This is a genomic window from Thioalkalivibrio sp. AKL7, from assembly GCF_000381705.1.
GTDB lineage: Bacteria > Pseudomonadota > Gammaproteobacteria > Ectothiorhodospirales > Ectothiorhodospiraceae > Thioalkalivibrio > Thioalkalivibrio versutus.
Genome location: NZ_KB906951.1, coordinates 110,966 through 133,567, shown reverse-complemented (window position 1 = coordinate 133,567; position 22,602 = coordinate 110,966). Strand labels below are relative to the sequence as shown.

Genomic DNA, 22,602 nt, shown 5'->3' with positions numbered 1-22,602 from the left:
GCTATCCGCGGTCAGGAAAGTCGGGGTTAGAATGGTACACGCTTCGACCTTTACCGTGACCCACTACCCGTTCGACAAACGAACCGCTTCACGAAACCATACAAAACCCTGCGGCGCGCCTGCACGCCAAGCCTTCCTTGCCTCCCGCTTTGGCGGGGGCTTCGCGGGCAGGCCCGCTCCCACAGGAACGACCGAGGACGCGACAAACCCATGCCCAGCCAGCCGAGCAAGACCCTGGAAACCTTCGACAACCCGGCGCCGGAGAACGATTTCGCGATCTATATCCGCGTCCCGGAGTTCACCTGCCTGTGCCCCGCCACCGGGCAGCCGGACTTCGCCGAGATCCATATCCAGTACGTTGCCGACGGCAAGTGCGTGGAGCTGAAGTCGCTGAAGAACTACATGTGGTCCTACCGCGATGAGGGCGCATTCCACGAGGCGGTCACCAACCGCATCCTGGCGGATCTGGTGGCGGCGACCGACCCGCGCTACATGCGCCTGACCTCGTATTTCAACGTGCGTGGCGGCGTCTATACCACGGTGGTTGCGGAACATCGCAAGCCCGGCTGGACGCCCCCGGAGCCGGTGCACCTGCCGGCGCCGACGCGCAGCCCGCTGGACATGAACGGCTGACCGAGCCCGCCATGCACGCCATCGGCATTGACCTCGGCACCTCCGGGATCCGGCTGGCGCTGCTGGACCCGGAGGGCGCGCGCATCCACAGCGCGCACCGGGCACTGCCGGCGTCGGTCGGGGGCGACGAGCAGCGGGCGGAACAGAACCCCGCGCTGTGGTGGGCCATTGTGCGCGAGCTGCTGCGTGAAGCGGCCGCGCATCTGCACGGCGAGCCCGCCGCCATCGCGGTGGACGGCACCTCCGCCACCCTGCTGCGCCTGGATGCCGACGGACGCCCGACCCATCCGGCCCTGATGTACAACGATGCCCGGGCCACCGACATGCTGTCGGTGCTGGCCGGGGTCGCGCCCGCGGACTCCGCCGTGCACAGCCCCAGCTCGTCGGCGGCCAAGCTGTTGTGGCTGCGGCGCCACGAGGGGCTCTCCGGCGTGCGCCGCGTCCTGCACCAGGCCGACTGGGTTACCGGACGTCTGCGCGGGCGCTTCGACCGCATGGACGAGAACAACGCCCTGAAGCTCGGCTACGACGCGCTGTGGGGCGGCTGGCCGAACTGGCTGCAGGAGACCCTGGGCAGTGACGCGTCGCTACTGCCGGAGGTGGTCCCGGCCGGGACGGTGCTGGGCCCGCTGGACCCGAAAATGGCGGAATCGCTGCATCTGAACCCGGCCTGCCGGGTGGTCGCCGGCACCACCGACAGCATCGCCGGGTTCCTCGCCTCCGGTGTGGGCGACGCCACCACGGGCGTGACCAGCCTGGGCTCCACGCTGGTGATCAAGCAGCTGGCCCCGGAGCCGATCTACGCCCCGGAACTCGGGATCTACAGCCACCGGCTGCTGGGGCGCTGGCTGGTGGGCGGGGCCTCCAACAGCGGCGGCGCGGTGCTGCGCCAGCAGTTCGACGATGCGGCCCTGGAGCGGCTGAGCGCCGCGATCGACCCCGAGACCGACAGCGGGCTCGACTATCTCCCCCTGCCCCGCCCCGGCGAGCGCTTCCCGGTCAACGACCCCGAGCTGAAGCCCCGCCTCACGCCCCGCCCCGAGGACGACGTGCGTTTCCTGCAGGGGCTGTTCGAGGGGGTTGCCCGGGTGGAGCACGACGGCTATGAGCGCCTGTCCGAGCTGGGCGCCCCGCGCGTGGAGCGTGTCGTGTCCCTGGGTGGCGGCGCCCAGAACCCCGTGTGGACACGCATCCGCAGCCGGATCCTGGGTTTGCCGGTGACCACTGCCGAGGACGACGATGCCGCCAGCGGCGCCGCCCGACTCGCGCGCATCGGCGTGGGGCTGGAGCCGGGTTTCACGGGTTGACCGGCCAGGCCGAGAGGCTCGGCAATCGCCCGCTTTGGTCGGGGCTTCGCCTGCAAGCCGATCGCGATGCCGGCTGGGGGCCACCAATTCCATGAGGGGGATCTTGTGGCAACGGCCTTGGCCGCGAAGCCCCCGACAAAGCCGGACTCGGACAACAAACGTAGGATGCGATGAGCGCAGCGAATCGCATCATTGCTCAGCCCCCCGGTGATTGATGCGATTCGCTGCGCTCGTCGCATCCTACGGCGCTGTTTGCCAGAAGAAGGCACGGGCAGGGGCTTCGCGGCCAAGGCCGTTCCCACAAAACCCGTCCCACGTTGTGCACTGCTATGACGCCGAGGGCGTGGATCGGTGCTACATTCGGGGGAGGCACCCAACAACAAGGGGATACGACATGCACTGGACGCGAATTCTCGGCATTGCACTGCTGGTGGGCGGCATCATCCTGCTGGTGATGGGCTACAACGCCACGGAAAGCCTGGGCGAGGAACTGCACCAGGAGTTCATGGGGCGCTATACGGACGACACGCGCATGTACCTGATCGCCGGCGGGATCATGTCCGTCGTGGGCCTCGTACTCGCGATCTTTGGGGTGCGCCGCTAAGGGCACATCCGTGCCCGCCGGCACCCTCCGCCTGACGCCGCTGCTCGCCTTCCTCGCGCCGTTTCGCGGGCTCGCGCGCGTATTCGAACCGGGCCTGCGCGGTCTGGTGATCGGCCCGTTGATCATCAACATCCTGGTCGTAATCGGGCTCGCGACGGCCGCCGGGCTCGGCTTCGAGGCCCTTCTGGCGGCCTGGCTGCCCGGCGGCTGGGACTGGCTCGCCTGGCTACTGTGGCCCCTGTTCGCACTGGCGTTGCTGGTGGCCTTTGGGGTCTCCGCCGTCGCGCTGGCGGCAATCATCGCCAGCCCGTTCTCCGGGCCGCTGGCCTACCGCACCGCGCGCGGATTGGGCCACGAGCCCCGCCAGCCGGCGCGCTCGTTCCTTGGCGAGATGGGCCACGCGACCGTAACCGCGCTGCGCAAGGCCGGCTACTACGGCCTGCTTTTTATCCCCGTACTCCTGATCACGATCATTCCCGGCCTGAACCTGCTGGCTCCGATCGCCTGGTTCACGTTCGGGAGCTGGGTGCTGGCCGTGGAGTTCCTGGAGGCGCCGCTGGCCAACGACGGCCTGGCATTCGCCGAGGTCCGCAAGACCGTGCGCGCCCACCGGCTGGAGACCCTGAGCTTCGGCGCCGGGACCACGCTGCTGGCAATGGTCCCGCTAGTGAATCTGCTGCTGGTACCGGCCGCGGTCATCGGCGCGACCCACCTGCGAGTGCGCCTGCCCCGGGCCTAACGTCGGGACACTCCAGATGGACGCGAAAGTCCCCGAACGGTGCGTTTGGCAGGGCTCAACGCACCCTACCTCCACCATAATCCGGGGTGCCTCAAGCCCGATACCAGGCGCGTCGTCGTGAAAAGCCCGTACGGCACTCGGCACCAACGCTCTCACCCCGATTCCCTCGCCGTCTCCGGACCCTCTCGGGTGCCCCCCACCCTTGATCCCTCTTCGTGCCTTCGTGGTGCCAGAGATGGCTTTGACCTTTGGCGCAAAGGCGCCGGTCAGGCGAGCAGGGCATCCAGCGGGTTGTCGTCGGGGAGCGGGCGCATGCGGCCCTCGCGCAGCTCCTGGGCCACACCCTGCAGGGAGTGGCGCCGGCTGGCGCCCAGATCCAGCGACAGGAACAGGTAGCCGCGGGTCGCCTCACCGCGCCAGACCAGGCCCATGCGGTGAAACTGCCCGGTCGCCTTGTCGACCATCTCGAACCACTCGCCGGTGCGGATCCGGCTGGCATCGAAGACCCAGGGATCGTCGAGATCGGTCAACAGGTCGGGGTCGTCATCCTCGAGGCGCACGGCACGCCGCGCCTGGATTCGCGCCTGGGGATCGAAACGCGGCTCGTCAGCGGAGGCCCGGATGCGCTGCAGATGGGCCTGGCCCAGGTGCTGCACGACCGCCTTGACGCGCGCCTCGTCAGCGCCAAACTCGCGTGCGGTCACCACGATCCGCTGCACCAGCGGATTCGCTTCCTGCGGGGTCGCCTGGTTGCAGATGGCCCGCACCACGTCCTGCACCTCGGCGTCCAGCACCTGCACGGCCGCCTCGTCCACCGCCAGCAGGTCTTCCCAGGCCTCGGCGATCTGCTCGGCGGAGCGCTCCGGAAGCTCGGCCCCGGTCTCCAGCACGCAGACCGTCAGGGTGCGCCGGGCACGGGCCGCGCGTTCTTTCTGACACATCGGCGCCGCGCGCGCGGCGGCCTGTGCCCGCCAGTATTCGTCCTCCGCGGCCACGGCCGCGTCCCAGTTCTCCCGCAACGCCTGCGCCGCCGGGCGATCCAGATCATCGATCACGTTCCCCAAGTGTTCGATACTCTGGCGCATCGCATCAAGGTAGCGGCTGACCACCTCCGAGTCTTCCGCGCTGACCTCGGGGCTGATCCGCACGCCCGTATTGATCAGACTGCCGACCCATTCGCGCAACGGGTGCCTGGGGTCGTGGAAGAAGTCGAGGTCACGGCTGACCGCGCGCACCAGTAGCGGTTGCAAATCCAGCATCATCGCGCGAAACGCCGCATGGCAATCGAGGTGGCGCGACACCTCGGCGAACACGCCGGCCAGGACACCCTCGATGACGCTCTCGATCGGCGGTTCCGCCATCGCTTCGGCCACCACGGCGGCGCCGGTCGCCGGGCCGCCGCCCCCGCCCACCACAGCTCCATGGCCAGATGGCACCCAGCCGGCCGCCGCCGCCCACTGCAACCAGTCCGCCGGGCCGGCATCCGCGGCCGGCATCACAGCGCCGGCAACCGCAACGCCCCCTGCTCCCCTGACCCCAGGTGCGCCGCCCTCCGCCGCGGCCGGTTCCGACGCCGAGGCGGGGCCCCCTTCCCGGGTGGCCTGGGCCCAGCTCGCACGCCGCGACGTTCCGGGCAAGTCGCCCTCCGGGGCCTCGGACACCGGCTCTCTGACCAGCCCGCAGGCCTCGACTGTCTCGACCACGAAGGCCAGGGTCGGTGCGGCCGTCTGGCCCAGACAACGCACATAGGCTCGCATCAGGCCCAGCGTCATATCCGTCCGGCCGAACTGTTCCTCGGCCGACTCGATCAGACGCTCGTACCAGTTCAGCGGCGACCACGGCGCCCAGCCGGGGTGCTCGAAGCGGTGATCCTCGCGCGCGGCCTGGAGGAATACGAACCAGGAGTAGCGGTTCTGCTCACGGACCAGCCCTTCGAGCTTGTGACGCAGGGAGCGTCGGGTGGACTGGTAATCGTCCAGGATTTGCAGGCCGGAGTTGTCATCGGCGTAGCTGGAACCGGAGAATTCGTACTCGGGTGGGTAGGTTGTGGAGACAAAGTCACGCTCCAGGGCCTCCTCGAACTGGCGACGCAGCACATACTGATAGCCTTGGAGCTGGTTCGCCCACTCCGCGCTGTCGGCCTCGTCACCGCCAGCGAACCACTCCTGCGCGACGGATTCCAGGCAGCGCTCAAGGTGATCGGTCACCCGCGGGACGATCCCGCGCACCAATTGCTGGCGCTGGGCATCCGACAAACCGGACAGACCCGACCAGACCGCGGCCCGTGCTTCTCTGTCTGTATGCTCCCTGCCTGCCATGGTGAGGTGTCCTCGTATTGCCGCGTGGTGGCTCGCGTGAGTTCCACGTGAGCCCGCCTATAGTGTACAGGCGCGGCCAAAGTGAGGCATCCGTCACAGTTTCCGCGTCGGACAGGGAGCTCGTTAAGGCGATGCGGATCAATTCGAGCGTTCGCGCTCGAGTCCATTTTTCTCGATGACAAGGCGCGGTGAGCGAAGTGTAGCCGTGCTACATAAGGGAGCCGCAACGCGGTCAGCGGGCCCATTGCCACCAAGCACGGGCGGCCGGTCCCTCAAGGGGTTGGCGCCCCCTGCTCCCCGATCCTGCGTTGCGCCGCTGGGCCGGAGAGTGACTACGGCGCTGCGCACCGCGCCTTGTCTCGGAAAACAGGGGGCCCCACCGCGAACGCGCGATCCGCGTCTCCTTAAGCGTCCAGCGGCAGCGTTCCCACCTGAACCATTTCGCCCTCGACACGCACGGGGAACCGGGTCAGGGGTTCCTCGGCAGGCGCGGCCATCACCTCGCCGGTTCGCAGGCAGAACTGGGCTTCGTGCATCGGGCACGTGATGCAGTCATCGGCGCCGATCTCACCATCCGCGATGGGCACATCCTCGTGAGTACAGAGGTTCTCCACGGCAAAATATTCACCACCCAGGTTAAAGATCGCCACCTCGGTATCCGCTGTCTCCACCAGGCGATGATCGCCATCCTGGATGGTCCCCACCGGGGCTACGTCAATCCATTCCGTCATCACGACTCCTTTGCTTCTGAAAATTCCCGATATCGCCCCCCCTGCGCTGGCAGTTCAGGGAGACGCCCGCAGGGCTGCGGTCGCGGCCGCATCGATCTCGATCCGCCGGCCCTCTTCCGGGTGGTAGGAGAAGCGCCCCACCACCCGCAGGTTCTCGCCCAGGTGATCGCGCACCGCCGAACCGGGCTTGACCGCCACGCGGTTGATGTCATCGTCTTCCAGCCAGTAGTGTTCCGGATCATCAAAACGATTCACGACACCCTCGGTTTCCACCAGTTCGCCATTGAAGGCCGGCGCGGATGCAGCCAGCTGTTCCAGGGTCACTGGCGATACGCGCTCGCCCCCGCAAGCCACCAGCACGGCGGTCATGGCCAGCCCCAGCCACACGGCATTGATCCCTTTCAGCACGATCTTCTCTCCCAGTTGCACTCGCGGCGACTGCCGACGCTTATCCGGCTCCAGCCTACCGAAACTGCGCCATGTCACGCCCATTCACCCCTGAATGACGGGCCTAAGGAAACCCGGATGCATTCGCGCGACGTCGGCCCCGTCGAACTTCACGAGCGCTTTCGTTCGGAGGTGCGCGCTCAAGCTGATGGCATCGCCGCCGTTACCCTGGGCAGGTAAATCGCACACCCACCCGCGATCAAGGACGGACCCACCAGTGAACGCTTCACGCCACCATCGCCAGGCCCCGCGGACCTGGAACAACGCCCCATCCTCGCCGAAGGAATACCGCCAAGGGACTGTCAGCCCCGGCCGGGACCATCCCATCGCCGTTGCGCAGGAATCCCGGAGTACCGCGCAGGATGATGACTGGGTACAGCTCGCCAACGAAACCCTGAAACTGATCCGCCAGCTACGCATCTAGGTGTGATCTCTCAATAGGTTGTCCTCAGGGAGACCGAGGACGCTATTTCACGTTCTGAGCAAGCCAGCGATCCAGGGCATTGCCGAAGGCCTGGCGGTCGCGCGGGCCCAGCGCCGCCGGGCCGCCGGTCTCGACCCCGCTAGAGCGCAGCGTGTCCATGAAGTCGCGCATGCTGAGGCGCTCGCGGATGTTGTCGGGAGTATAGAGCTCGCCCCGGGGATTCAGCGCCTGCCCACCGTTCTCGATCACATCCGCGGCCAGCGGGATATCTGCGGTGATGACCAGGTCACCGGTGCCAAGGCGCCGGACAATCTCGTTGTCGGCCACGTCGAACCCAGCGCCGACCTGGATCGAGTCGATCAGCTTCGACGGCGGCGTGCGCATCGGCTGATTGGCCACCAGCGTGACCGGAACCCCCGTCCGCTTCGCCGCACGAAACAGAATCTCCTTGATGACCGCGGGGCAGGCATCCGCGTCGACCCAGATCTTCATGGTTCTCCTTCCTGAAAGCTCGCTGATGATCGGGCCGCAGGGTAGTCGTTTGCGGCGCCCGGCACATTTCCTCACCGTTCGGATTGGCGCCGGGGCGGTACACGTGCTATCAGCTTGGGAGACGTCAACCGACAGGCTTGGCCTTTCCGGGCCAAGCCTCGCAAGGAGCATTACATGGGCATTGAAGTCACCGGCATTCTGGGCCTGATCTGGCTGCTGATCGTGATCTGGGCAATCGTGCGGACCGCACAAAGCCCCGCGACCCCCATAGTGAAAGTACTGTGGATCCTGATCCTGCTGTTTCTTCCCCTGGTCGGTCTGATCGCCTGGTTGCTGCTCGGGCCCAAGTAGGCCGCACCCAGGCACCGGGCGCTCACATCCGGCGCAGGAACTCCGCAAGGGTCGGCGCGTCATCGCCCCCCTGACGCAGTCGCTCGAGTAGCGCCTCCTGGGGACCAAAACGGGCTGCGTCGTAGGCGGTTGCCTGCACACGAGACGCGGAGCCCGCCCGAGCGGGCCTGACGGCCGACTCGTCCCGACCCTTCCAGCCGAAATCGGGCGGAGGACGGTCAGCCCCGGGTCGTCGACCGTCCTCGGCTTGCACGGTCGCCGGAGCCGCTACGTCCCTGGGTTCGTCCATCGCGGGCGCAAGCCGCGCACGCAAACGGCCCAGCAACCCGGCATGGCCCTCCGGATCCGCCTGTAGCGCGTCCATCAGTGCCATCAGATCGATCGCAGCGCAGCCCGTTCGCGCCCGGTACTTTTCGTGCATGGCGTCCAATTCAACCGCCAGGGCCTCGGGCTCGGAGGCCTCCAGGGCCACGTCGAACGCCGCGCGCAAGCGCCCGAGCACACCCTCTTCGCTGCCCAAGCCGTCCGAGGCTTCCGAGGCTTCCGAGGCTTCCGAGGCTTCCGAGGCTTCCGAGGCTTCCGAGGCTTCCGAGGCTTCCGAAGCATGGTCGACCGGGGGCGGCTCCGTAGCGAGCGCCGGGGCTTGTGGACGGGCATCCTCCAACGGCGTATGCGCAGCCGGACTCTCCAGCTGCAGACGACGCCACCAGAAAAGGCTGAATGCTGGCGCGTCTTCATGCGGAAGGCTGTCTTCCAGGGCATTCGCCAGGCGCTGGAACGGACGCGCCGAGGGGTCATTCTCGGCGAACAGGGCGACCGGGTGCTGCAGTGTGACGGCCGAGCGGAGGCTTTCGTCGCGCTGGACGAAGCCGAGAAATTCGACCCGGGTATGCAGGTATTTCTCGACGGCATTGGAAAACCGCTGGAAGACGCTGCGGGCCTCGGCGACATCCGCCACCATGTTCACGATCACGCGGACGTCCAGGGCCTGACGCCGCAACGCCAGCTTGAGCAGGGAGAACGCATCGGTCAGCGAGGTCGGTTCCGGCGTCAGCACCAGCAGGACCTGGTGCCCGGCCGCGAGGAAATCGAGCGTGGTATCACCGATGCCCGCGGCGGTATCCAGCAGCAGGTCGTCGAAATCCGCCTCGATGTTCGCCAGTTCCTCCACCAGCCGCTGCTGATGCGCCCCGGAGAGCTCCGCATATTCGCGAATACCACTGGCGCCGGGGATGATCTTCAGGCCGTGCGGCCCTTCCAGCAGGATATCGCGGATTCCACATTCGCCCGCCAGGACCTCCGCCAGGCCCTGTTGCGGGCGCAACCCCAGCAGGATGTTCACGTTGGCGAGGCCGGTATCCCCATCCAGGATGCCGACCCGCCGCCCGCGCCGCGCCAGCGTGATCCCCAGGTTCACCGCAATGCTGGACTTGCCCACCCCGCCCTTGCCGCTGGCCACGACGAGGACCCGCGGGCGCGTGGCGACCCCGGAACGGGTATCCGTCAAGGCGCTGTGACGGGACATCGCGGCTTCCTGCATGGCACTCATCGGCATGGGGAAAGAATGACGGCGAACTCACGGTCGGTCTACCCCATTCGGTGGCGCGGGGCAATACCACTCAGTATAGTCAGGAACCAGTGGTGATCCGGCAGACTGCATCAGACTTTCGGTTCCGGACACGCACACAGGGCAAAAGGCGCGGCAGGCCGACTGCACGCGACCGGGGAGCAGCATGACGAGCGTCAATACGGCAACGGACGGTCTACCGAGCCTGCCCCAGGCGCTCATCCCGGTGCTCGACGCCACCCAGGCCAACGAGGCCGATTTCCAGTCCCTGGCCCGGGCGATCATGCAGGACGCGGGCATGTCCAGCCGCCTGCTGCAGGCGGCCAACTCGCCCTTCTACTATCGCGGCTCCACCTGCCGCACCATTGACCGCGCCCTGTTCAGCCTGGGCCTGGATACCGTGCGCAGCCTGGCCCTGACCGCGTCGATCCAGCAGTTGTTCGGCGAGTTCGGCCCACGCCATCGCGACTACCTGCGCACCATCTGGCAACGGGCGCTGACCACCGCCAACCTGGCACAGGTCCTCGCCACCCTCACCCGCTATCCGCGGCCCGAGGAGGCCTATCTCGCCGGGCTGCTGATCGACATCGGGCGCCTGGTCCGCCTGGTCGGTGACGAGGGGCATTACTGGCCCATCCTGCAGACCGCCGAAGACGACCCCCACCTGATCGAGACCGAACGCACAACCTACAGTCAACACTACGGGGAACTGGGCGGCGAATGCCTCGAGGCCTGGGGGCTGGGCCCATTCATGGCCGATGCCGTGCGCTACCACCTGGAACCGGCCGAGCGCGTGCGCGACGCCCATCACCTGGTCAAGCTGGTCAACCTGTCGCATGCAATGGGCTGTCTGCCGGGCTCCGGCGCACAGGATTCCGCCGCCGGGTGCAACGAGATCGCCCTGGCCGCGGCGGATGCCCTTTTCGGCCTCAACGAGGGATTGACCCGCGAATTGCGCGGGCGCGTGGCCGAGGACGTGCGGCGAATTGCCGGATCACTGGAAATCGATCTGGGCCCGACCCGGACCACGGCGGATCAAAACCCGGAGGAGACCGATCACGCGGCGGAGCGCGCACTGGCCGCCCGCGTCCGTGATCTGACCGAGCTGGAACGCATGAATGGCGAGCTGGCCAGGGCGGCCGACCTGCAGGAGCGTTGCACCGCCGCGCGCCGCACCCTGTACCTGACGCTGGGCATAGACCACAGCCTGCTGTTTCTGATCGACCCGGATCACCAGTCCGTCGCCGCCTGGGTGGAGGACGACGAGACCCCCGATTTCACCCTGCCGCTGCTACCCGGGCGCAGCCTGGTGACCGATACGCTGCTGGATCGCGAGATTCAGCTCCACGAGGAAGAGAACGCCTCCGGCTTGCCCGTGATCGACCAGCAACTGTTCCGGCTCTGCGAAGCCGAAATCCTGTGGAGTTTTCCGCTGCTCGCCGACGGCCAGGAACCCGCCGGGGTGCTGATCCTGGGCCTTGCCCGCAGTCAGGCGCAGGCCCTGGAGGCCCGCTCGGACTTTATCGGCTCCCTCGCACGCGAGATCGCCCGGGCGCTGGTCGCCACACCCGAGCCGGCGGATGCCCCGGACGGCACCGCCGAGCAGCGCATCCGCGACACGGTGCACGAGGCCGGAAACCCGCTCAGCATCATCCAGAACTACCTGGGCGTGCTGAACCACAAGCTCGGCGAAGAACACGAAGCGCGCCACGAGCTGGGCCTGATCAAGGAGGAAATCGACCGGGTCGGGCGCATCCTGCTGCGCCTGCGCGATCCGCAGGCTGCCGGGAACGAGGAGACCGGACCGGCCTCGCTGAATGCACTGGTCCGCCAGGTCGCCGATATCGTGGACGGCTCACTCTGTCGCACACGAGGCGTCCGCCTGCACCTGGATCTGACCCCCTCCGATCCACCGCTGTCGGCCCCCGCGGATCACCTCCGGCAGATCCTCATCAATCTTCTGAAGAACGCGGCCGAGGCCCAGGCATCCGGCGGGGAGATCACCATCGCCACCCGTGCCCCAACCACCGTGAACGGCCGCAGGGTTGTGCCCCTGTCGGTAGAGGACAAGGGGCCCGGGCTCCCTGCGGAGGTCCAGGCCGCGGCATTCGCGCCTGTGACATCGACCAAGGGCACAGGCCATGCCGGGCTCGGGCTCAGCATCGTCAAACGCCTGACCGAGGAGATCGGTGCGGGACTCTCATTCACCAGCGGGAGCGCAGGGACGCGCTTCGAGATCGCACTGCCCCACGCGTCACGGGGATTGGCGAGCGCATCAGGGACGACGCGACCATGATTCGCTACTGACCACGAGACCCCGATGCCCGAACGCGACGCGCCGATCGACCCGCAATCCGTCAAAATCCTCATTGCCGATGACGATCCCGGCCTGCTCGAGAGCCTGCGCGGACTCCTGACCATTCAGGGCTACCCCGTGCGGACGGCCGCGGGGGGTGGCGCGGCCATCGAGGCCCTGCGCGAAAAGCACTACGACCTGCTGCTGCTCGACCTCACCATGCCGGAACTCAACGGACTGGACGTGCTGCGTTTCATGCAGGCCGCCGGGCTCGAGACCCTCACCGTGGTCGTCAGTGGCAACAGCACGGTGGAGGATGTCGCCGGGGCGCTGCGCGAGGGCGCCCACGACTATCTGAAAAAGCCCTACGAACCCGCCGAGTTACTGGCCACCGTCCGCAATGCCCTGCACCACAAGGCGCTGGAGGACGCCAATCGGACCATGCGGGCCCGCCTGGAGAAGTCCGAGCGCCTGCACCGGGTGATCGTCAACAACTCCCCGGATATTGTCTTCGTTCTCGGCGCCGACCATCGTTTCCGTTTCGTCAATTCACGTGTACACGAGTTACTGGGCTATGCCCGCCGCGACTTGATCGACCGCTCGGTGTTCGACCTCGTCGAACCCGAGGATCGCGACAAGGCGGAATACTTCTTCGAACAGGCCGCCAGCCAGCACCCCCACATCCGCTCGGTGGAACTGGCCCTGCAGCCCGGCACGCCTTCGCGCAGCCGCCGCTTCTTCGAGGTCGCGGTGTGGCCGTCCAGCAACAGCGACGACACGGACAACGGCGAAACGCTGATCTACGGCACGGCACGGGATATCACCGACCGCAAGGAATCCGAGGCCTTCATCAACTTCCAGGCCTATCACGACCTCCTGACCCGACTGCCCAACCGGGCCCTGTTCCGCGACCGGGTGGATGTGGCCATCTCGCATGCGCACCGCTCGGGCACCCAGCTGGCGGTTCTGTTCATCGATCTGAACCGCTTCAAGGTGATCAACGATTCCCTCGGTCACACCGTGGGCGACCGCCTGCTGCAGGAGGTCGCGCAACGGCTGCAAGCCTGCACCCGCAAGGGCGACACGCTGTCACGCTTCGGCGGCGACGAATTCACGCTGCTGATCCCGGGACTGGCCAGCAACGAGGCCGCCATCCAGGTAGCCGACAAGATCCTGGAAAGCCTGCAGGCCCCGCTCAAGATCGGCGACCAGGAGCTGTTCGTCGGGGCCAGCATCGGCATCGCGATCTACCCGGATGCCGGCGACAACCTCGAGGCCCTGATCAAGAATGCGGATATCGCAATGTACCGCGAGAAGAGCAGTGGCAAGACGGGTGTGCGCGTGTACAGCCCGGACATGGGCGGCCATCCGCCGCGGCGACTGCAACTGGAACAGGACATGCGCCGCGCACTCGAGCGCGACGAGTTTCATATCCTCTACCAGCCGCAGGTGGATACGGAAACCGGGCATATGGTGGGCGTCGAGGCCCTGATCCGCTGGGATCACCCCACGCTCGGGCTGCTGGGCCCGGCCGAGTTCATCCCGGTCGCCGAGGAGACCCGCCTGATTGTGGACCTCGACCGTCTGACCCTGCGCACCGCCATCCGCGAAATGCAGCGCCACAGCCGCGACGGCTACCCGGAACTGCGCCTGGCGGTGAACCTGTCGCCCGTGCTGGTCGAGCGTGACGACTTCGTGGAGGATTTCCTCGGCATCCTGGGCGAGACGGGCTTCCCGCCCGACCTGCTGGAGGTCGAGATCACCGAGAACCTGCTGATGAGCGACACCCCGGACACGGTGCACAAGCTGAACCGTCTAGGGGCCGCCGGCGTGCAGATCGCGGTGGATGACTTCGGCACCGGCTATTCGTCGCTAAGCTACCTGCAGAAGCTGCCGATTCACACGCTCAAGATCGACCGCAGCTTTACCCATACGATCTGCCGCGAGGACGAGGCCTGCATCGTCAACGCGATCATCTCCATGGCCCGCGGGTTGCAGATGAACATCGTGGCCGAGGGGGTCGAGACCGAGGCCCACCGCGACTATCTGCGCGACCTGGAGTGCCCGATGATTCAGGGCTTCCTGTTCGGCCAGCCGGCGCCACTGCATACCCTGCTGGAGAACGAGGCCCTCTTCGCCGCACCCACTACCTGCCAGTAGCCTCTCCGGCAACCCGGGAGACGCTGCGACTCCATTGCGTGTCCCTACGAATCGGCCGCGACCACCTCAGGCGCCGCATCGGCCAGGAAGCGGTGTCCCTGGCGCAGGCAGTAGCGCAGCCACTTGTACAGGAACCGGTTATGCCTCCAGCGGCAGACCAGGCCCGGGTGACCGGTCAGCATCTCCGGCGCGCGACCGTCGCCCATCGTGCGGCAATGCAGCTCCAGCACCTCCGCCTGCCGCGCATCATGGAACATGCGTACGCGCATGTCCGGCTGTTGCCGACGCTCGCCCTGGTGGTCGAACCGGTAGGTCAGGTGCAGCGTGGTCGTGTAGCGGGTGCGCTCCAGCACCTCCAGATACAGATCCAGCGCACCCTCCACCCGCGAGACCGACCGCAACGGCTGCCGCTCGAGCTCGGGGCACAAACGCCGCAGTGCGAGATAGTTCTCCTCGTACATCTCCATCAGCGCCGCAAAGCTCTCGGGCCTGGGCTCCAAATGGGACGGGGTCTTACGCTCCAGCAACATGTCGCGCAGTCTAACAGCACCGTTTCGCGGGACACCGATTGTCCGCATCCAGAGCAGGACACCCCCAGGGCTTTTTGGTAACGTCGACAGGGGAGGTGCCGAGCAATGTTGTACTCGCACGCGTTGGTGTCCATGTTCTCCGAGACCCGGCCCGGCACGCAGTCCGGTGGTGGTGCTACCGGCCCATTCTTGTCCTCATCAAGGCGCAACACAGGATTGCGGAACACGGGGCACCATCCTCACAAGGCATCGAAAAACGGGACTCGGCCGCCCGTGCTGGATGAAAACGGGCCCGTTGCCCGCAGAACGGCTCCCTTGTGCCGAGCGACTACACGCCAGTCACCACGCCATGTCAGCACACAGTATCGACTCGAGCGCGAGCGTCCGCATTGCTCAGCGTCTCCCCGGACAACAAGGATGAGCGACCCATGGACATAAGTGTCGTCACGACCCAACCCTTTCCCGACCAGAAACCCGGCACCTCCGGTCTGCGCAAGCGCGTCCGGCAGTTCCGCCAGCCGCACTATCTGGAGAATTACATCCAGAGCGTCTTCGATGCCTGCCCGGACCTGAAGAACGGCGAACTGCTGGTCGGCGGCGACGGGCGCTTCCACAATCGCGAGGCGATCCAGGTCATCCTGCGCATGGCCGCAGCCAACGGCGTACAGAAGGTCGCCATCGGGTATGGCGGACTGCTGTCCACGCCGGCCGCCTCGTACCTGATCCGGTCGCGGGGGGCCACGGGCGCCCTGATCCTGTCCGCCTCCCACAACCCGGGCGGGCCGGAGGGGGATTTCGGCGTCAAGCTCAACACCGCCAACGGTGGCCCGGCCCCGCACTCGGTGACCGACGCGATCTTCGAGCAGAGCACCCGCATCAGCCATTACCGCATCGCCAACGGCGCAGAGCATGTCGACATCGATCATCTACACGCCGTACAGATGGGCGACATGGACATCGAGGTCGTCGACCCCGTGGGCACCTACGCCGACTACATGGCCACGCTGTTCGACTTTGACCGCATCGGCGAACTGCTGCGATCCGACCATTTCCGCATGCGCTTCGATTCCATGCACGCGGTCACCGGCCCGTACGCCGAAGAGATCCTGATCAACCGCCTCGGCGCCCCGGCCGACACCATCCTGCGCGCGGAACCGCTGGCCGACTTTGGCGGCCGTCACCCGGACCCGAATCTGTCCCACACGCGTGAACTGAGCGAGGCCCTGTTCGGTCGGGATGCCCCGGATTTCGGGGCCGCGTCGGACGGCGACGGCGACCGCAACATGATCCTCGGGCGCCGGTTCTTCGTCACGCCGTCGGACAGCCTCGCCATCATGGCCGCCAACGCCCATCACATCCCGGCGTTCGCCGACGGCCTGAAGGGCGTGGCCCGCAGCATGCCCACCAGCCAGGCCGTGGACGTGGTCGCCGAGAAGCTGGCCGTCCCCTGCTTCGAGACCCCCACCGGCTGGAAATTCTTCGGCAACCTGCTGGACGACGGGCGCATCCGCCTGTGCGGCGAAGAGAGCTTTGGCACCAGTTCCGATCACGTACGCGAGAAAGACGGCCTGTGGGCCGTGCTGTTCTGGCTGAACCTGCTAGCCGTACGCCGCCAGTCGGTCGAGGAGATCGTGCGTGATCACTGGCGCCAGTACGGCCGCCACTACTACACGCGCCACGACTACGAAGCGGTGGAGAGCGAGCGGGCCGAACAGGTGATGGCGCGCATCCGCGAGCAGCTCTCGGTACTGCCGGGCCAGTCCCTGGCCGGCATGCGCGTCGCCCAGGCGGACGACTTCGCCTATCGCGATCCGGTGGACAACAGCCTGACCGAGCACCAGGGCCTGCGGGTACTGTTCGAGAGCGGTGCCCGCATCGTCTTCCGCCTGTCCGGCACCGGCACCGAGGGCGCCACCCTGCGCCTGTATATCGAGCAGCACGAGACCCATCCCGAACACCTCGATGCCGACCCCCAGGAACTGCTGGGACCGCTTATTGACGCTGCATCGCGCCTGGGCGACATCCCCGGCCTGACTCGCCGCGAGAAGCCCGACGTCATCACCTGACGGATGACGATCACTGCCACTGCGCAGCGCTGGAGCCACGGCTATGCCTTCTTCCTCGCAGCCACGGCCTCGGCGGTGGGGCTGGGGAATGTGTGGAAGTTTCCGTACATCCTCGGGCAGAACGGGGGTGGCGCCTTTCTCGCGGTCTACCTCGGCTGCATCGTCCTGATCGGCATTCCGATCATGATGGCGGAGGTCATGATCGGTCGCCGGGGCCGCCGCTCGCCTGGCTACGCGGCCCGCGAAGTGGCTCGCGAGAGCGGCGCCCACGACCTGTGGCAGCTGGTCGGCTGGCTGGGCCTGTTCTCCGCCTTCCTGATCATGAGCTTCTACGTGGTGATCACCGGCTGGGCCTTCTCCTACGTCCACAAGGCCGCCACCGGCGCCTTTGTCGGCGCCGATGGCGACCAGGTGGCGGGAGTGTTCGCCGCCATGACGGCCTCCCCCGCCGAGATGCTCGCCTGGAGCACCCTCGCCGTCACCCTGGCCTTCGGCATCGTCGCCCTGGGCCTGCGCCAGGGGCTGGAACGCTGGCTGCATGTGCTGATGCCGGTGCTGCTGGTCCTGCTGCTGACCGCACTGGCCAGCGCCTGGTGGATTGGGGATGTCCGCCAGGCGATGGATTTCCTGTTGCGGCCTGACTTCTCCGCGCTGACCTCGCACGGTGTATTGATCGCGGTGGGCCATGCGTTCTTCACCATGACGCTGGCCTCCGGGGTGCTGATGATGTTCGGCGCCTACCTGCCGCAGCACACGTCCATCGGCCGCACTGCCATTGGCGTGGCACTGGCGGATACTGCGGTCGCCCTGATCGCGGGGCTGGCGATCTTCCCCATCGTGTTCGGTTTCGGGCTCGACCCGGCCGAAGGCCCCGGGCTGATGTTTCAGACCCTGCCGCTGGCACTGGCGGCGGTGCCCGCCGGCGTCCTGCTGACGACCCTGTTCTTCGCCACCCTGAGCCTGGCCGCATTCAGCACCATGATCACCAACGTTCAGGCCTTCGTGCACCTGTTCCACGAGCGCCTGCATGCGTCACGCGTGCTCGCGGTCCTGGTCTGTGGCGGTGCGGTCTGGCTGCTGAGCCTGGCCAGTGTGTTCTCGTTCAGCGGCGCGGCCTGGACACGCCTGGACATCACCCTGCTGGGGCGCGAGATCCCGACCCTCTACCACGCCATCGAGCACGTGGCCATCAACCTGCTGCTCCCGTTGGGGGGGCTACTGATCGCGGTATTTGCCGGCTGGGTTGTGCATACCCGTGTGGCCCGCGACGAACTCGCCCTGGCCCCCTTCGCGTTCACGATCTGGCGTTTCGTGCTCCGCTATGTGGCGCCGATCGGGCTGGGTGCACTCCTGTTGAATCTGGCCGGTTGGATATAGCGCGACCCGGCCAGGGGGATCACAGCAAGCCCCGCAGGCGCTCGACGGCCTCGCGCAGGCGGGACTCGGACTGGGTATAGGCGATACGCAGGTAGTCCCGACCCCGGCTGGGGCTGAAATCCGTCCCCGGCGTCAGGGCGACACCGACCGTGTCCAGGACGCGCGCGCAAAGGGCCTCGGAGTCCGGGCCGTGGGCGGTACAGTCGGCATAGATGTAGAACGCGCCCTCCGGCCGCGCCTGGACCTCCAGCCCGAGCCCCGGCAGCGCCTCCAGCAGCACGTCCCGGCGGCGTTTCAGCTCGCACACCCGCGATTGCAGCAACGCCTCGGTCTCGGGCGCGAAGGCCGCCAGCGCCGCGGTCTGGGCCATGCTGGCCGGGGCCACAAACAGGTTCTGTGCCAGGCGCCGCACCGGGTCCACCCAGGTCTCCGGCACCACCATCCAGCCCAGGCGCCAGCCAGTCATGGCGAAGTACTTGGAGAACGAGTTGATCACCACCACATCCGGGAAGCCGGCCGCGGCACTGGGCTCCGGGGTATCGAAGACGATCTGGGCGTAGATCTCGTCCATGATCACCAGGCCTCCGCGCTCGCGCACGACCTCGACGATCGCAGCCAGCCGATCACGCGACAGGCAGGTCCCGGTCGGGTTCGCCGGCGACCCGAGCAGCACGGCCCGGGTATTGGCGCCCCACGCGGCGGCAATCGACTCGGCGGTCGGCTGGAAGGCATGTTCTGCCTGGACGGGCAGGCCCACGGGGGTCGCCCCACGCGCGGCGACGAACTGGCGGTTGCAGGCATAGCCCGGGTCCGGCAGCAGGACTTCCTCGCCCGGATTCACCCCCGCCGCCAGCGCCAGCAGGATGGCTGCGGAGGCACCCGCGGTGATCACGATGCGGTCCGGGTCGACCTCGGCCCCATGGCGTCGCCGGTAGTCGGCGGACAGCGCCTCGCGCAAGGCCTGGGTTCCGTGCGCCGGGGTGTAGCGGGTATCCCCTTCTGCCAACGCGGCACGCCCGGCCGCAATCACCAAGGGCGGCGTCGGAAAATCCGGCTCCCCGACCTCCAGGTGGATGATGTCGCGCCCGGAGCGCTCGGCCGCCTGGGCCCGCGCCAGGATGTCCATCACCCGAAACGGCTCCACCACCTCGGCGAAGCCGGACAGCGCCGGGTCACGCAGCGGATTGGCGGGATGCCCCGGGACCACCGTCGCGATCAGCGGCGCACGTGCCGCATCAGACGCTTGCGCTTGTACTGCTGTCTCGGCGTGAGCTTGTTGCGCCGGCCCGCGTAGGGGTTGCGCCCGGAGCGGAATTCGAGCCGCAACGGTGTCCCGACCAGCTTGAGCTGCTTGCGGAAGAAGTTTTCCAGGTAACGCTTGTAGCTCCCGGCCAGCGCATCGGTCTGATTGCCGTGGATCACGATCACCGGCGGGTTCTGCCCCCCCTGGTGCGCGTAGCGCAGCTTGATGCGCCGGCCGCTGATCATCGGTGGCGCGTGCTCCGCCACCGCGGCCTCCAGCAGGCGCGTGAGCTCCGGCGTGGAGATCTTGCGGAAGGCACTGGCGTGGGCCTCGCACACGTCGTCCAGAAGATGCCCGACATTGGTGCCGTGCAAGGCCGAGATCAGGCGCATGCGGGCAAAATCGACAAACCCCAGGCGCCGGTCCAGCTCGTCGCGGATGCGCTCGCGCGCGTGGTCGTCCAGGCCGTCCCACTTGTTCACGGCCAGCACCAGCGAGCGCCCGGCCTCGATGACCATCCCCAGCAGGTGCGAATCCTGATCCGACAGCCCGGCATGGGCGTCCACCACCAGGACCACCACGTGGGCAGACTCGATCGCCTGCAGCGTCTTGATGACGCTGAATTTCTCGATCACCTCGTGGACCCGGCCCCGGCGGCGTACCCCGGCGGTATCGATCAGGGTGTACTCCTGACCGTCGCGCTCGAACGGGACAAAGATGCTGTCGCGGGTCGTACCGGCCACTTCCGTGGCCACCACGCGCTCGTCGCCCAGGATACGATTCACCAGGGTCGACTTGCCGACGTTGGGGCGTCCGACGATCGCGACGCGAATGCCCGGCCAGTCATCCAGCGCCGCCTGTTGTGACGCCTCGTCGAGGCCGTCACTGGCGCCCTCGTCGTCTTCGGCATCTTCACTGGCTGCACGGCGTGCGGCCGCCACGTCCTTGCGCACCGCCTGCATCAGGCCCTGCACGCCGCGCCCGTGTGCCGCGGCAATGGAGGTCACCTGCCCCAGCCCGAGCGCATAGAACTCGGCACTGACGGAATCGGCATCCAGACCATCGGTCTTGTTCACCACGACCCGCGCCTTTACCCCGGCGCCACGCAGCTGATCGGCAATCGCCTGATCCTGCGGCGTCAGGCCGTCACGAGCATCCACCATGAACAGCACATGATCCGCTTCGGCCACCGCGCGCTGGGTCTGTTCGGCCATCGCGCGGTCCATCTCCGCGCCCTCGCCCGAGAGCCCGCCGGTGTCCACGACCAGATAGGGAAAGTCGCCGACCTTGCCAATGCCGTACTGGCGATCACGCGTCAGTCCGGCGACGTCCGCCACCAGGGCATCGCGCGAGCGCGTGAGCTGATTGAACAACGTGGACTTGCCGACATTCGGCCGACCGATCAGGGCGATAACCGGAATCATCTGCGGCTGCGCCCTGCGCGGAGAACCCGGCGCCCTGAAACCTTGTGGCTCACTCGTCACCCCGGATTGAGGGATTCACGGCCGTCAGCTGCCCGTTGTCGGTGACGACATACAGCGTGCCGTTCACCAGGGTGGGACGCGTAACCACGGAACCGGAACCGGCGCGCAGCCGGGCGACAATGCGCCCGTCCTCGACGTCGACCCAGTGCAGGTAGCCCTCGTAATCTCCGACGATGGCGTGCTGGCCGACCACCACCGGCGCAGTCACACCGCGCAGGCGCAGGCCATCCATCTGCCACAGGTCACCACCACTGCGGGGTTCCAGGCCCCACAGGTGGCTCTCGGCATCGGTCACGACCAGGACATCGGAACGCGTATCCACATCCCCGCCTTGATAGGAAGAAAAATCACGGACCCAGAAGATCTCGCCGGAGTTGAGATCCAGCGCCGCGAGCCTTCCCTGGTAGGTGGCCGCAATGGCAGCGCCGCGATACATCGGGATATGCCCGTCCAGGTCCACCATGCGCTCGACCTCCGTGCGCCCGGTGGGGACCCCCAGGGTGGTCTCCCACAGCACGTTGCCGCGGTTGAGCCCCAGCATCAGCAGGCGGCCGTTGTCGAACCCGGCCAGCACACGGCCGGAGGTGATCTGCGGGCGCTGGGCCCCGCGCAGGCTCAGCGAGGGTGTGGTGCGCAGCGCGGTCCACTGGGTGGCGCCGGAGTCGGCGTCCAGGGCATGGATGCGGCCGTCGTTGGTACGCACGATGACCAGGCCGCCGGACACATCCGAGACTGCCAGCACCTCGCTGGAGAGCGCAGCACGCCAGCGTTCGCCATCGCCATCCAGATCCACGCCGATGGCGTAGCCGTCCAGCGTGCCGACCACGGCGAGGCCGTCACCGACGCCGACCCCCGCGGAGACCCGGGCATCATCCAGGCGCACCTGCCAGCGCTGGCTGCCACCGTCGGGATTCAGACCGGAAACCCGCCCGGCGGCGTCGCTCATCACGACCAGGTCGTCGGTGATTCCGGGATAGATCTGCCACAGGAAGCGCTCGCCACCGCTGCCCACCGAGCGCGACCACAGCCGCTCCGGCTGCGCTTCGGCCTCGAACTCCGGCAGGTCCGCCGGCGGCTCGGTGGTATCGCGCGACCACAGACCGCAGGCGCTCAGGGACAGGATCAGCGCGCTGGCAATCAGCAGGCGCACGACCGGACTCGCAAGGGAAGGCACAGACATCAGGCGACGGGTCCTCTAGACGGAAAGTTCTTCGTATTTCAAACGCAGGTACTCGGGGCTGTGCCCCGCGTCCAGTGCAGCCTCGTAATGCTCGCGGGCCCGCTCGCGATCGCCACGGGCGCGGGCCAGATCCCCTTCGAGCTCGCGCTTCAGCCCCGTGAAGGCATCGCTGCGAACGTCCGCCAGGGTCGCCTCGGCATCATCCAGGCGCTCGGCCAGGATCAGCTGGCGCGCAAGACGCAGCGTCAGCACCTCGCGATACCCGCGATCGGGGGCCGCGTCGCGCGCAGCCTGCAGCGCGTCGATCGCGGTATCGGTGTCGTCCTGCGCGATCGCCACATCGGCCCGGTAGACCCAGGCAAGCGCGCGGTAGGGCGTACCCCGTCCCTGTTCGATCACCGCATCGGCCAGTTCCAGCGCGCGATCGGTCTGGCCGGTCTGACCGGCGACCTGCAGGGCCTGATACATCTCGGAGGACACCTGGGCGCGCGATTCCTCGCGATCGCTCCACCAGTTCCAACCGAACAGGCCGCCGACCCCGAGAACCAGGCCAGCCACAATCGCCATGCCGTTGTTCGCCCACCACTGCTTGATGCGTTCGGCTTTTTCTTCGTCGGTGAGATAACTCATCGTGTTCTCTATCCTTGCGTTGA

At 67.3% G+C, this 22,602-nt stretch carries 20 protein-coding genes; 10 read left to right on the top strand and 10 right to left on the bottom strand.

Annotation, left to right across the window (positions count from 1 at the left end; translation table 11 throughout):
- Positions 1 to 210: 210 nt before the first annotated feature.
- The 4 genes from queF (at position 211) to cysZ (ending at position 3,283) form a co-directional block, all read left to right on the top strand.
- Positions 211 to 633: a preQ(1) synthase gene (gene queF, locus G315_RS0109615; RefSeq protein ID WP_018145957.1), complete on the top strand. Its 423-nt coding sequence runs from the start codon at positions 211 to 213 to the stop codon at positions 631 to 633.
- An 11-nt stretch (positions 634 to 644) separates the two neighbouring features.
- Positions 645 to 1,940, top strand: coding sequence for an FGGY-family carbohydrate kinase (locus tag G315_RS0109610; RefSeq protein WP_019612410.1), 1,296 nt, complete (start codon positions 645 to 647; stop codon positions 1,938 to 1,940).
- Between the two features lie 394 nt (positions 1,941 to 2,334).
- Positions 2,335 to 2,544 (top strand): DUF3185 family protein, encoded by a 210-nt coding sequence (locus G315_RS0109605; protein ID WP_018145959.1) that lies wholly within the window; start codon positions 2,335 to 2,337, stop codon positions 2,542 to 2,544.
- Between the two features lie 10 nt (positions 2,545 to 2,554).
- Positions 2,555 to 3,283, top strand: coding sequence for a sulfate transporter CysZ (gene cysZ, locus G315_RS0109600; protein ID WP_019612409.1), 729 nt, complete (start codon positions 2,555 to 2,557; stop codon positions 3,281 to 3,283).
- A gap of 266 nt (positions 3,284 to 3,549) precedes the next feature.
- On the opposite strand, the gene G315_RS0109595 is transcribed toward cysZ, so the two are convergent.
- The 3 genes from G315_RS0109595 to G315_RS0109585 form a co-directional block, all read right to left on the bottom strand.
- Entirely contained in the window at positions 3,550 to 5,538 is a 1,989-nt protein-coding gene (locus tag G315_RS0109595) for a DUF1631 family protein (RefSeq protein ID WP_018145961.1), read from the bottom strand.
- A 467-nt stretch (positions 5,539 to 6,005) separates the two neighbouring features.
- Positions 6,006 to 6,332 (bottom strand): non-heme iron oxygenase ferredoxin subunit, encoded by a 327-nt coding sequence (locus G315_RS0109590; RefSeq protein ID WP_019571378.1) that lies wholly within the window; start codon positions 6,330 to 6,332, stop codon positions 6,006 to 6,008.
- 54 nt (positions 6,333 to 6,386) lie between these two features.
- Complete coding sequence (locus G315_RS0109585) at positions 6,387 to 6,701, bottom strand: hypothetical protein (RefSeq protein WP_369699427.1); 315 nt, start codon at positions 6,699 to 6,701, stop codon at positions 6,387 to 6,389.
- Positions 6,702 to 6,996: 295 nt separating this feature from the next.
- Between G315_RS0109585 and G315_RS0109575 the strand changes: the two genes are divergently transcribed.
- Positions 6,997 to 7,203 carry a hypothetical protein gene (locus G315_RS0109575; RefSeq protein ID WP_019612408.1) on the top strand — a complete coding sequence of 69 codons (207 nt, stop codon included), beginning with the start codon at positions 6,997 to 6,999 and terminating at the stop codon, positions 7,201 to 7,203.
- Positions 7,204 to 7,245: 42 nt separating this feature from the next.
- On the opposite strand, the gene G315_RS0109570 is transcribed toward G315_RS0109575, so the two are convergent.
- Complete coding sequence (locus G315_RS0109570; protein ID WP_018951260.1) at positions 7,246 to 7,695, bottom strand: YaiI/YqxD family protein; 450 nt, start codon at positions 7,693 to 7,695, stop codon at positions 7,246 to 7,248.
- 174 nt (positions 7,696 to 7,869) lie between these two features.
- Between G315_RS0109570 and G315_RS14255 the strand changes: the two genes are divergently transcribed.
- Entirely contained in the window at positions 7,870 to 8,046 is a 177-nt protein-coding gene (locus G315_RS14255) for a PLDc N-terminal domain-containing protein (protein WP_018145966.1), read from the top strand.
- 22 nt (positions 8,047 to 8,068) lie between these two features.
- On the opposite strand, the gene G315_RS0109560 is transcribed toward G315_RS14255, so the two are convergent.
- On the bottom strand, positions 8,069 to 9,571 hold the full coding sequence (locus G315_RS0109560; protein WP_019612407.1) for a MinD/ParA family protein: 1,503 nt from the start codon (positions 9,569 to 9,571) through the stop codon (positions 8,069 to 8,071).
- Between the two features lie 208 nt (positions 9,572 to 9,779).
- On the opposite strand from G315_RS0109560, the gene G315_RS0109555 reads away from it, so the two are divergent.
- Both G315_RS0109555 and G315_RS0109550 read left to right on the top strand, forming a co-directional pair.
- Complete coding sequence (locus G315_RS0109555) at positions 9,780 to 11,909, top strand: HDOD domain-containing protein (protein ID WP_018145968.1); 2,130 nt, start codon at positions 9,780 to 9,782, stop codon at positions 11,907 to 11,909.
- A gap of 24 nt (positions 11,910 to 11,933) precedes the next feature.
- Entirely contained in the window at positions 11,934 to 14,069 is a 2,136-nt protein-coding gene (locus tag G315_RS0109550; RefSeq protein WP_019612406.1) for an EAL domain-containing protein, read from the top strand.
- Between the two features lie 44 nt (positions 14,070 to 14,113).
- Here G315_RS0109550 and G315_RS0109545 read toward each other — a convergent pair whose 3' ends face one another.
- Positions 14,114 to 14,599, bottom strand: a complete 486-nt coding sequence (locus tag G315_RS0109545) for a DUF1249 domain-containing protein (protein WP_018145970.1) — start codon at positions 14,597 to 14,599, stop codon at positions 14,114 to 14,116.
- A gap of 428 nt (positions 14,600 to 15,027) precedes the next feature.
- Between G315_RS0109545 and G315_RS0109540 the strand changes: the two genes are divergently transcribed.
- Together G315_RS0109540 and G315_RS0109535 are read left to right on the top strand one after the other, a co-directional pair.
- A complete protein-coding gene (locus G315_RS0109540; protein ID WP_018145971.1) occupies positions 15,028 to 16,665 on the top strand; it encodes an alpha-D-glucose phosphate-specific phosphoglucomutase in 1,638 nt (545 codons plus the stop codon).
- A gap of 3 nt (positions 16,666 to 16,668) precedes the next feature.
- Positions 16,669 to 18,042, top strand: coding sequence for a sodium-dependent transporter (locus G315_RS0109535; protein WP_019612405.1), 1,374 nt, complete (start codon positions 16,669 to 16,671; stop codon positions 18,040 to 18,042).
- Positions 18,043 to 18,061: 19 nt separating this feature from the next.
- Here G315_RS0109535 and G315_RS0109530 read toward each other — a convergent pair whose 3' ends face one another.
- From G315_RS0109530 to G315_RS0109515, 4 genes are read right to left on the bottom strand one after another with little or no spacing between them, the layout of a single operon-like run.
- Complete coding sequence (locus tag G315_RS0109530) at positions 18,062 to 19,222, bottom strand: aminotransferase class I/II-fold pyridoxal phosphate-dependent enzyme (protein ID WP_026338864.1); 1,161 nt, start codon at positions 19,220 to 19,222, stop codon at positions 18,062 to 18,064.
- A gap of 35 nt (positions 19,223 to 19,257) precedes the next feature.
- The gene (der, locus tag G315_RS0109525; RefSeq protein ID WP_019612403.1) at positions 19,258 to 20,709 is read right to left on the bottom strand and encodes a ribosome biogenesis GTPase Der; all 1,452 of its coding nucleotides are present in this window, start codon (positions 20,707 to 20,709) and stop codon (positions 19,258 to 19,260) included.
- 49 nt (positions 20,710 to 20,758) lie between these two features.
- Positions 20,759 to 21,919: an outer membrane protein assembly factor BamB gene (gene bamB, locus G315_RS0109520; RefSeq protein ID WP_018145975.1), complete on the bottom strand. Its 1,161-nt coding sequence runs from the start codon at positions 21,917 to 21,919 to the stop codon at positions 20,759 to 20,761.
- 45 nt (positions 21,920 to 21,964) lie between these two features.
- Complete coding sequence (locus G315_RS0109515) at positions 21,965 to 22,579, bottom strand: tetratricopeptide repeat protein (RefSeq protein ID WP_019612402.1); 615 nt, start codon at positions 22,577 to 22,579, stop codon at positions 21,965 to 21,967.
- Positions 22,580 to 22,602 lie beyond the last annotated feature (23 nt).

What these genes read in the sequence shown, in the direction of transcription:
- queF (WP_018145957.1), top strand. Translation starts at nt 211, where the DNA reads ATGCCCAGCCAGCCGAGCAAGACCCTGGAAACCTTCGACAACCCGGCG.
- G315_RS0109540 (WP_018145971.1), top strand. Translation starts at nt 15,028, where the DNA reads ATGGACATAAGTGTCGTCACGACCCAACCCTTTCCCGACCAGAAACCC.
- G315_RS0109555 (WP_018145968.1), top strand. Translation starts at nt 9,780, where the DNA reads ATGACGAGCGTCAATACGGCAACGGACGGTCTACCGAGCCTGCCCCAG.
- G315_RS0109590 (WP_019571378.1), bottom strand. Translation starts at nt 6,332, where the DNA reads ATGACGGAATGGATTGACGTAGCCCCGGTGGGGACCATCCAGGATGGC.
- G315_RS0109605 (WP_018145959.1), top strand. Translation starts at nt 2,335, where the DNA reads ATGCACTGGACGCGAATTCTCGGCATTGCACTGCTGGTGGGCGGCATC.
- G315_RS0109515 (WP_019612402.1), bottom strand. Translation starts at nt 22,579, where the DNA reads ATGAGTTATCTCACCGACGAAGAAAAAGCCGAACGCATCAAGCAGTGG.
- der (WP_019612403.1), bottom strand. Translation starts at nt 20,709, where the DNA reads ATGATTCCGGTTATCGCCCTGATCGGTCGGCCGAATGTCGGCAAGTCC.
- G315_RS0109570 (WP_018951260.1), bottom strand. Translation starts at nt 7,695, where the DNA reads ATGAAGATCTGGGTCGACGCGGATGCCTGCCCCGCGGTCATCAAGGAG.
- G315_RS0109535 (WP_019612405.1), top strand. Translation starts at nt 16,669, where the DNA reads ATGACGATCACTGCCACTGCGCAGCGCTGGAGCCACGGCTATGCCTTC.
- G315_RS0109610 (WP_019612410.1), top strand. Translation starts at nt 645, where the DNA reads ATGCACGCCATCGGCATTGACCTCGGCACCTCCGGGATCCGGCTGGCG.
- G315_RS0109560 (WP_019612407.1), bottom strand. Translation starts at nt 9,571, where the DNA reads ATGTCCCGTCACAGCGCCTTGACGGATACCCGTTCCGGGGTCGCCACG.
- G315_RS0109585 (WP_369699427.1), bottom strand. Translation starts at nt 6,701, where the DNA reads ATGACCGCCGTGCTGGTGGCTTGCGGGGGCGAGCGCGTATCGCCAGTG.
- G315_RS0109550 (WP_019612406.1), top strand. Translation starts at nt 11,934, where the DNA reads ATGCCCGAACGCGACGCGCCGATCGACCCGCAATCCGTCAAAATCCTC.
- G315_RS14255 (WP_018145966.1), top strand. Translation starts at nt 7,870, where the DNA reads ATGGGCATTGAAGTCACCGGCATTCTGGGCCTGATCTGGCTGCTGATC.
- G315_RS0109545 (WP_018145970.1), bottom strand. Translation starts at nt 14,599, where the DNA reads ATGTTGCTGGAGCGTAAGACCCCGTCCCATTTGGAGCCCAGGCCCGAG.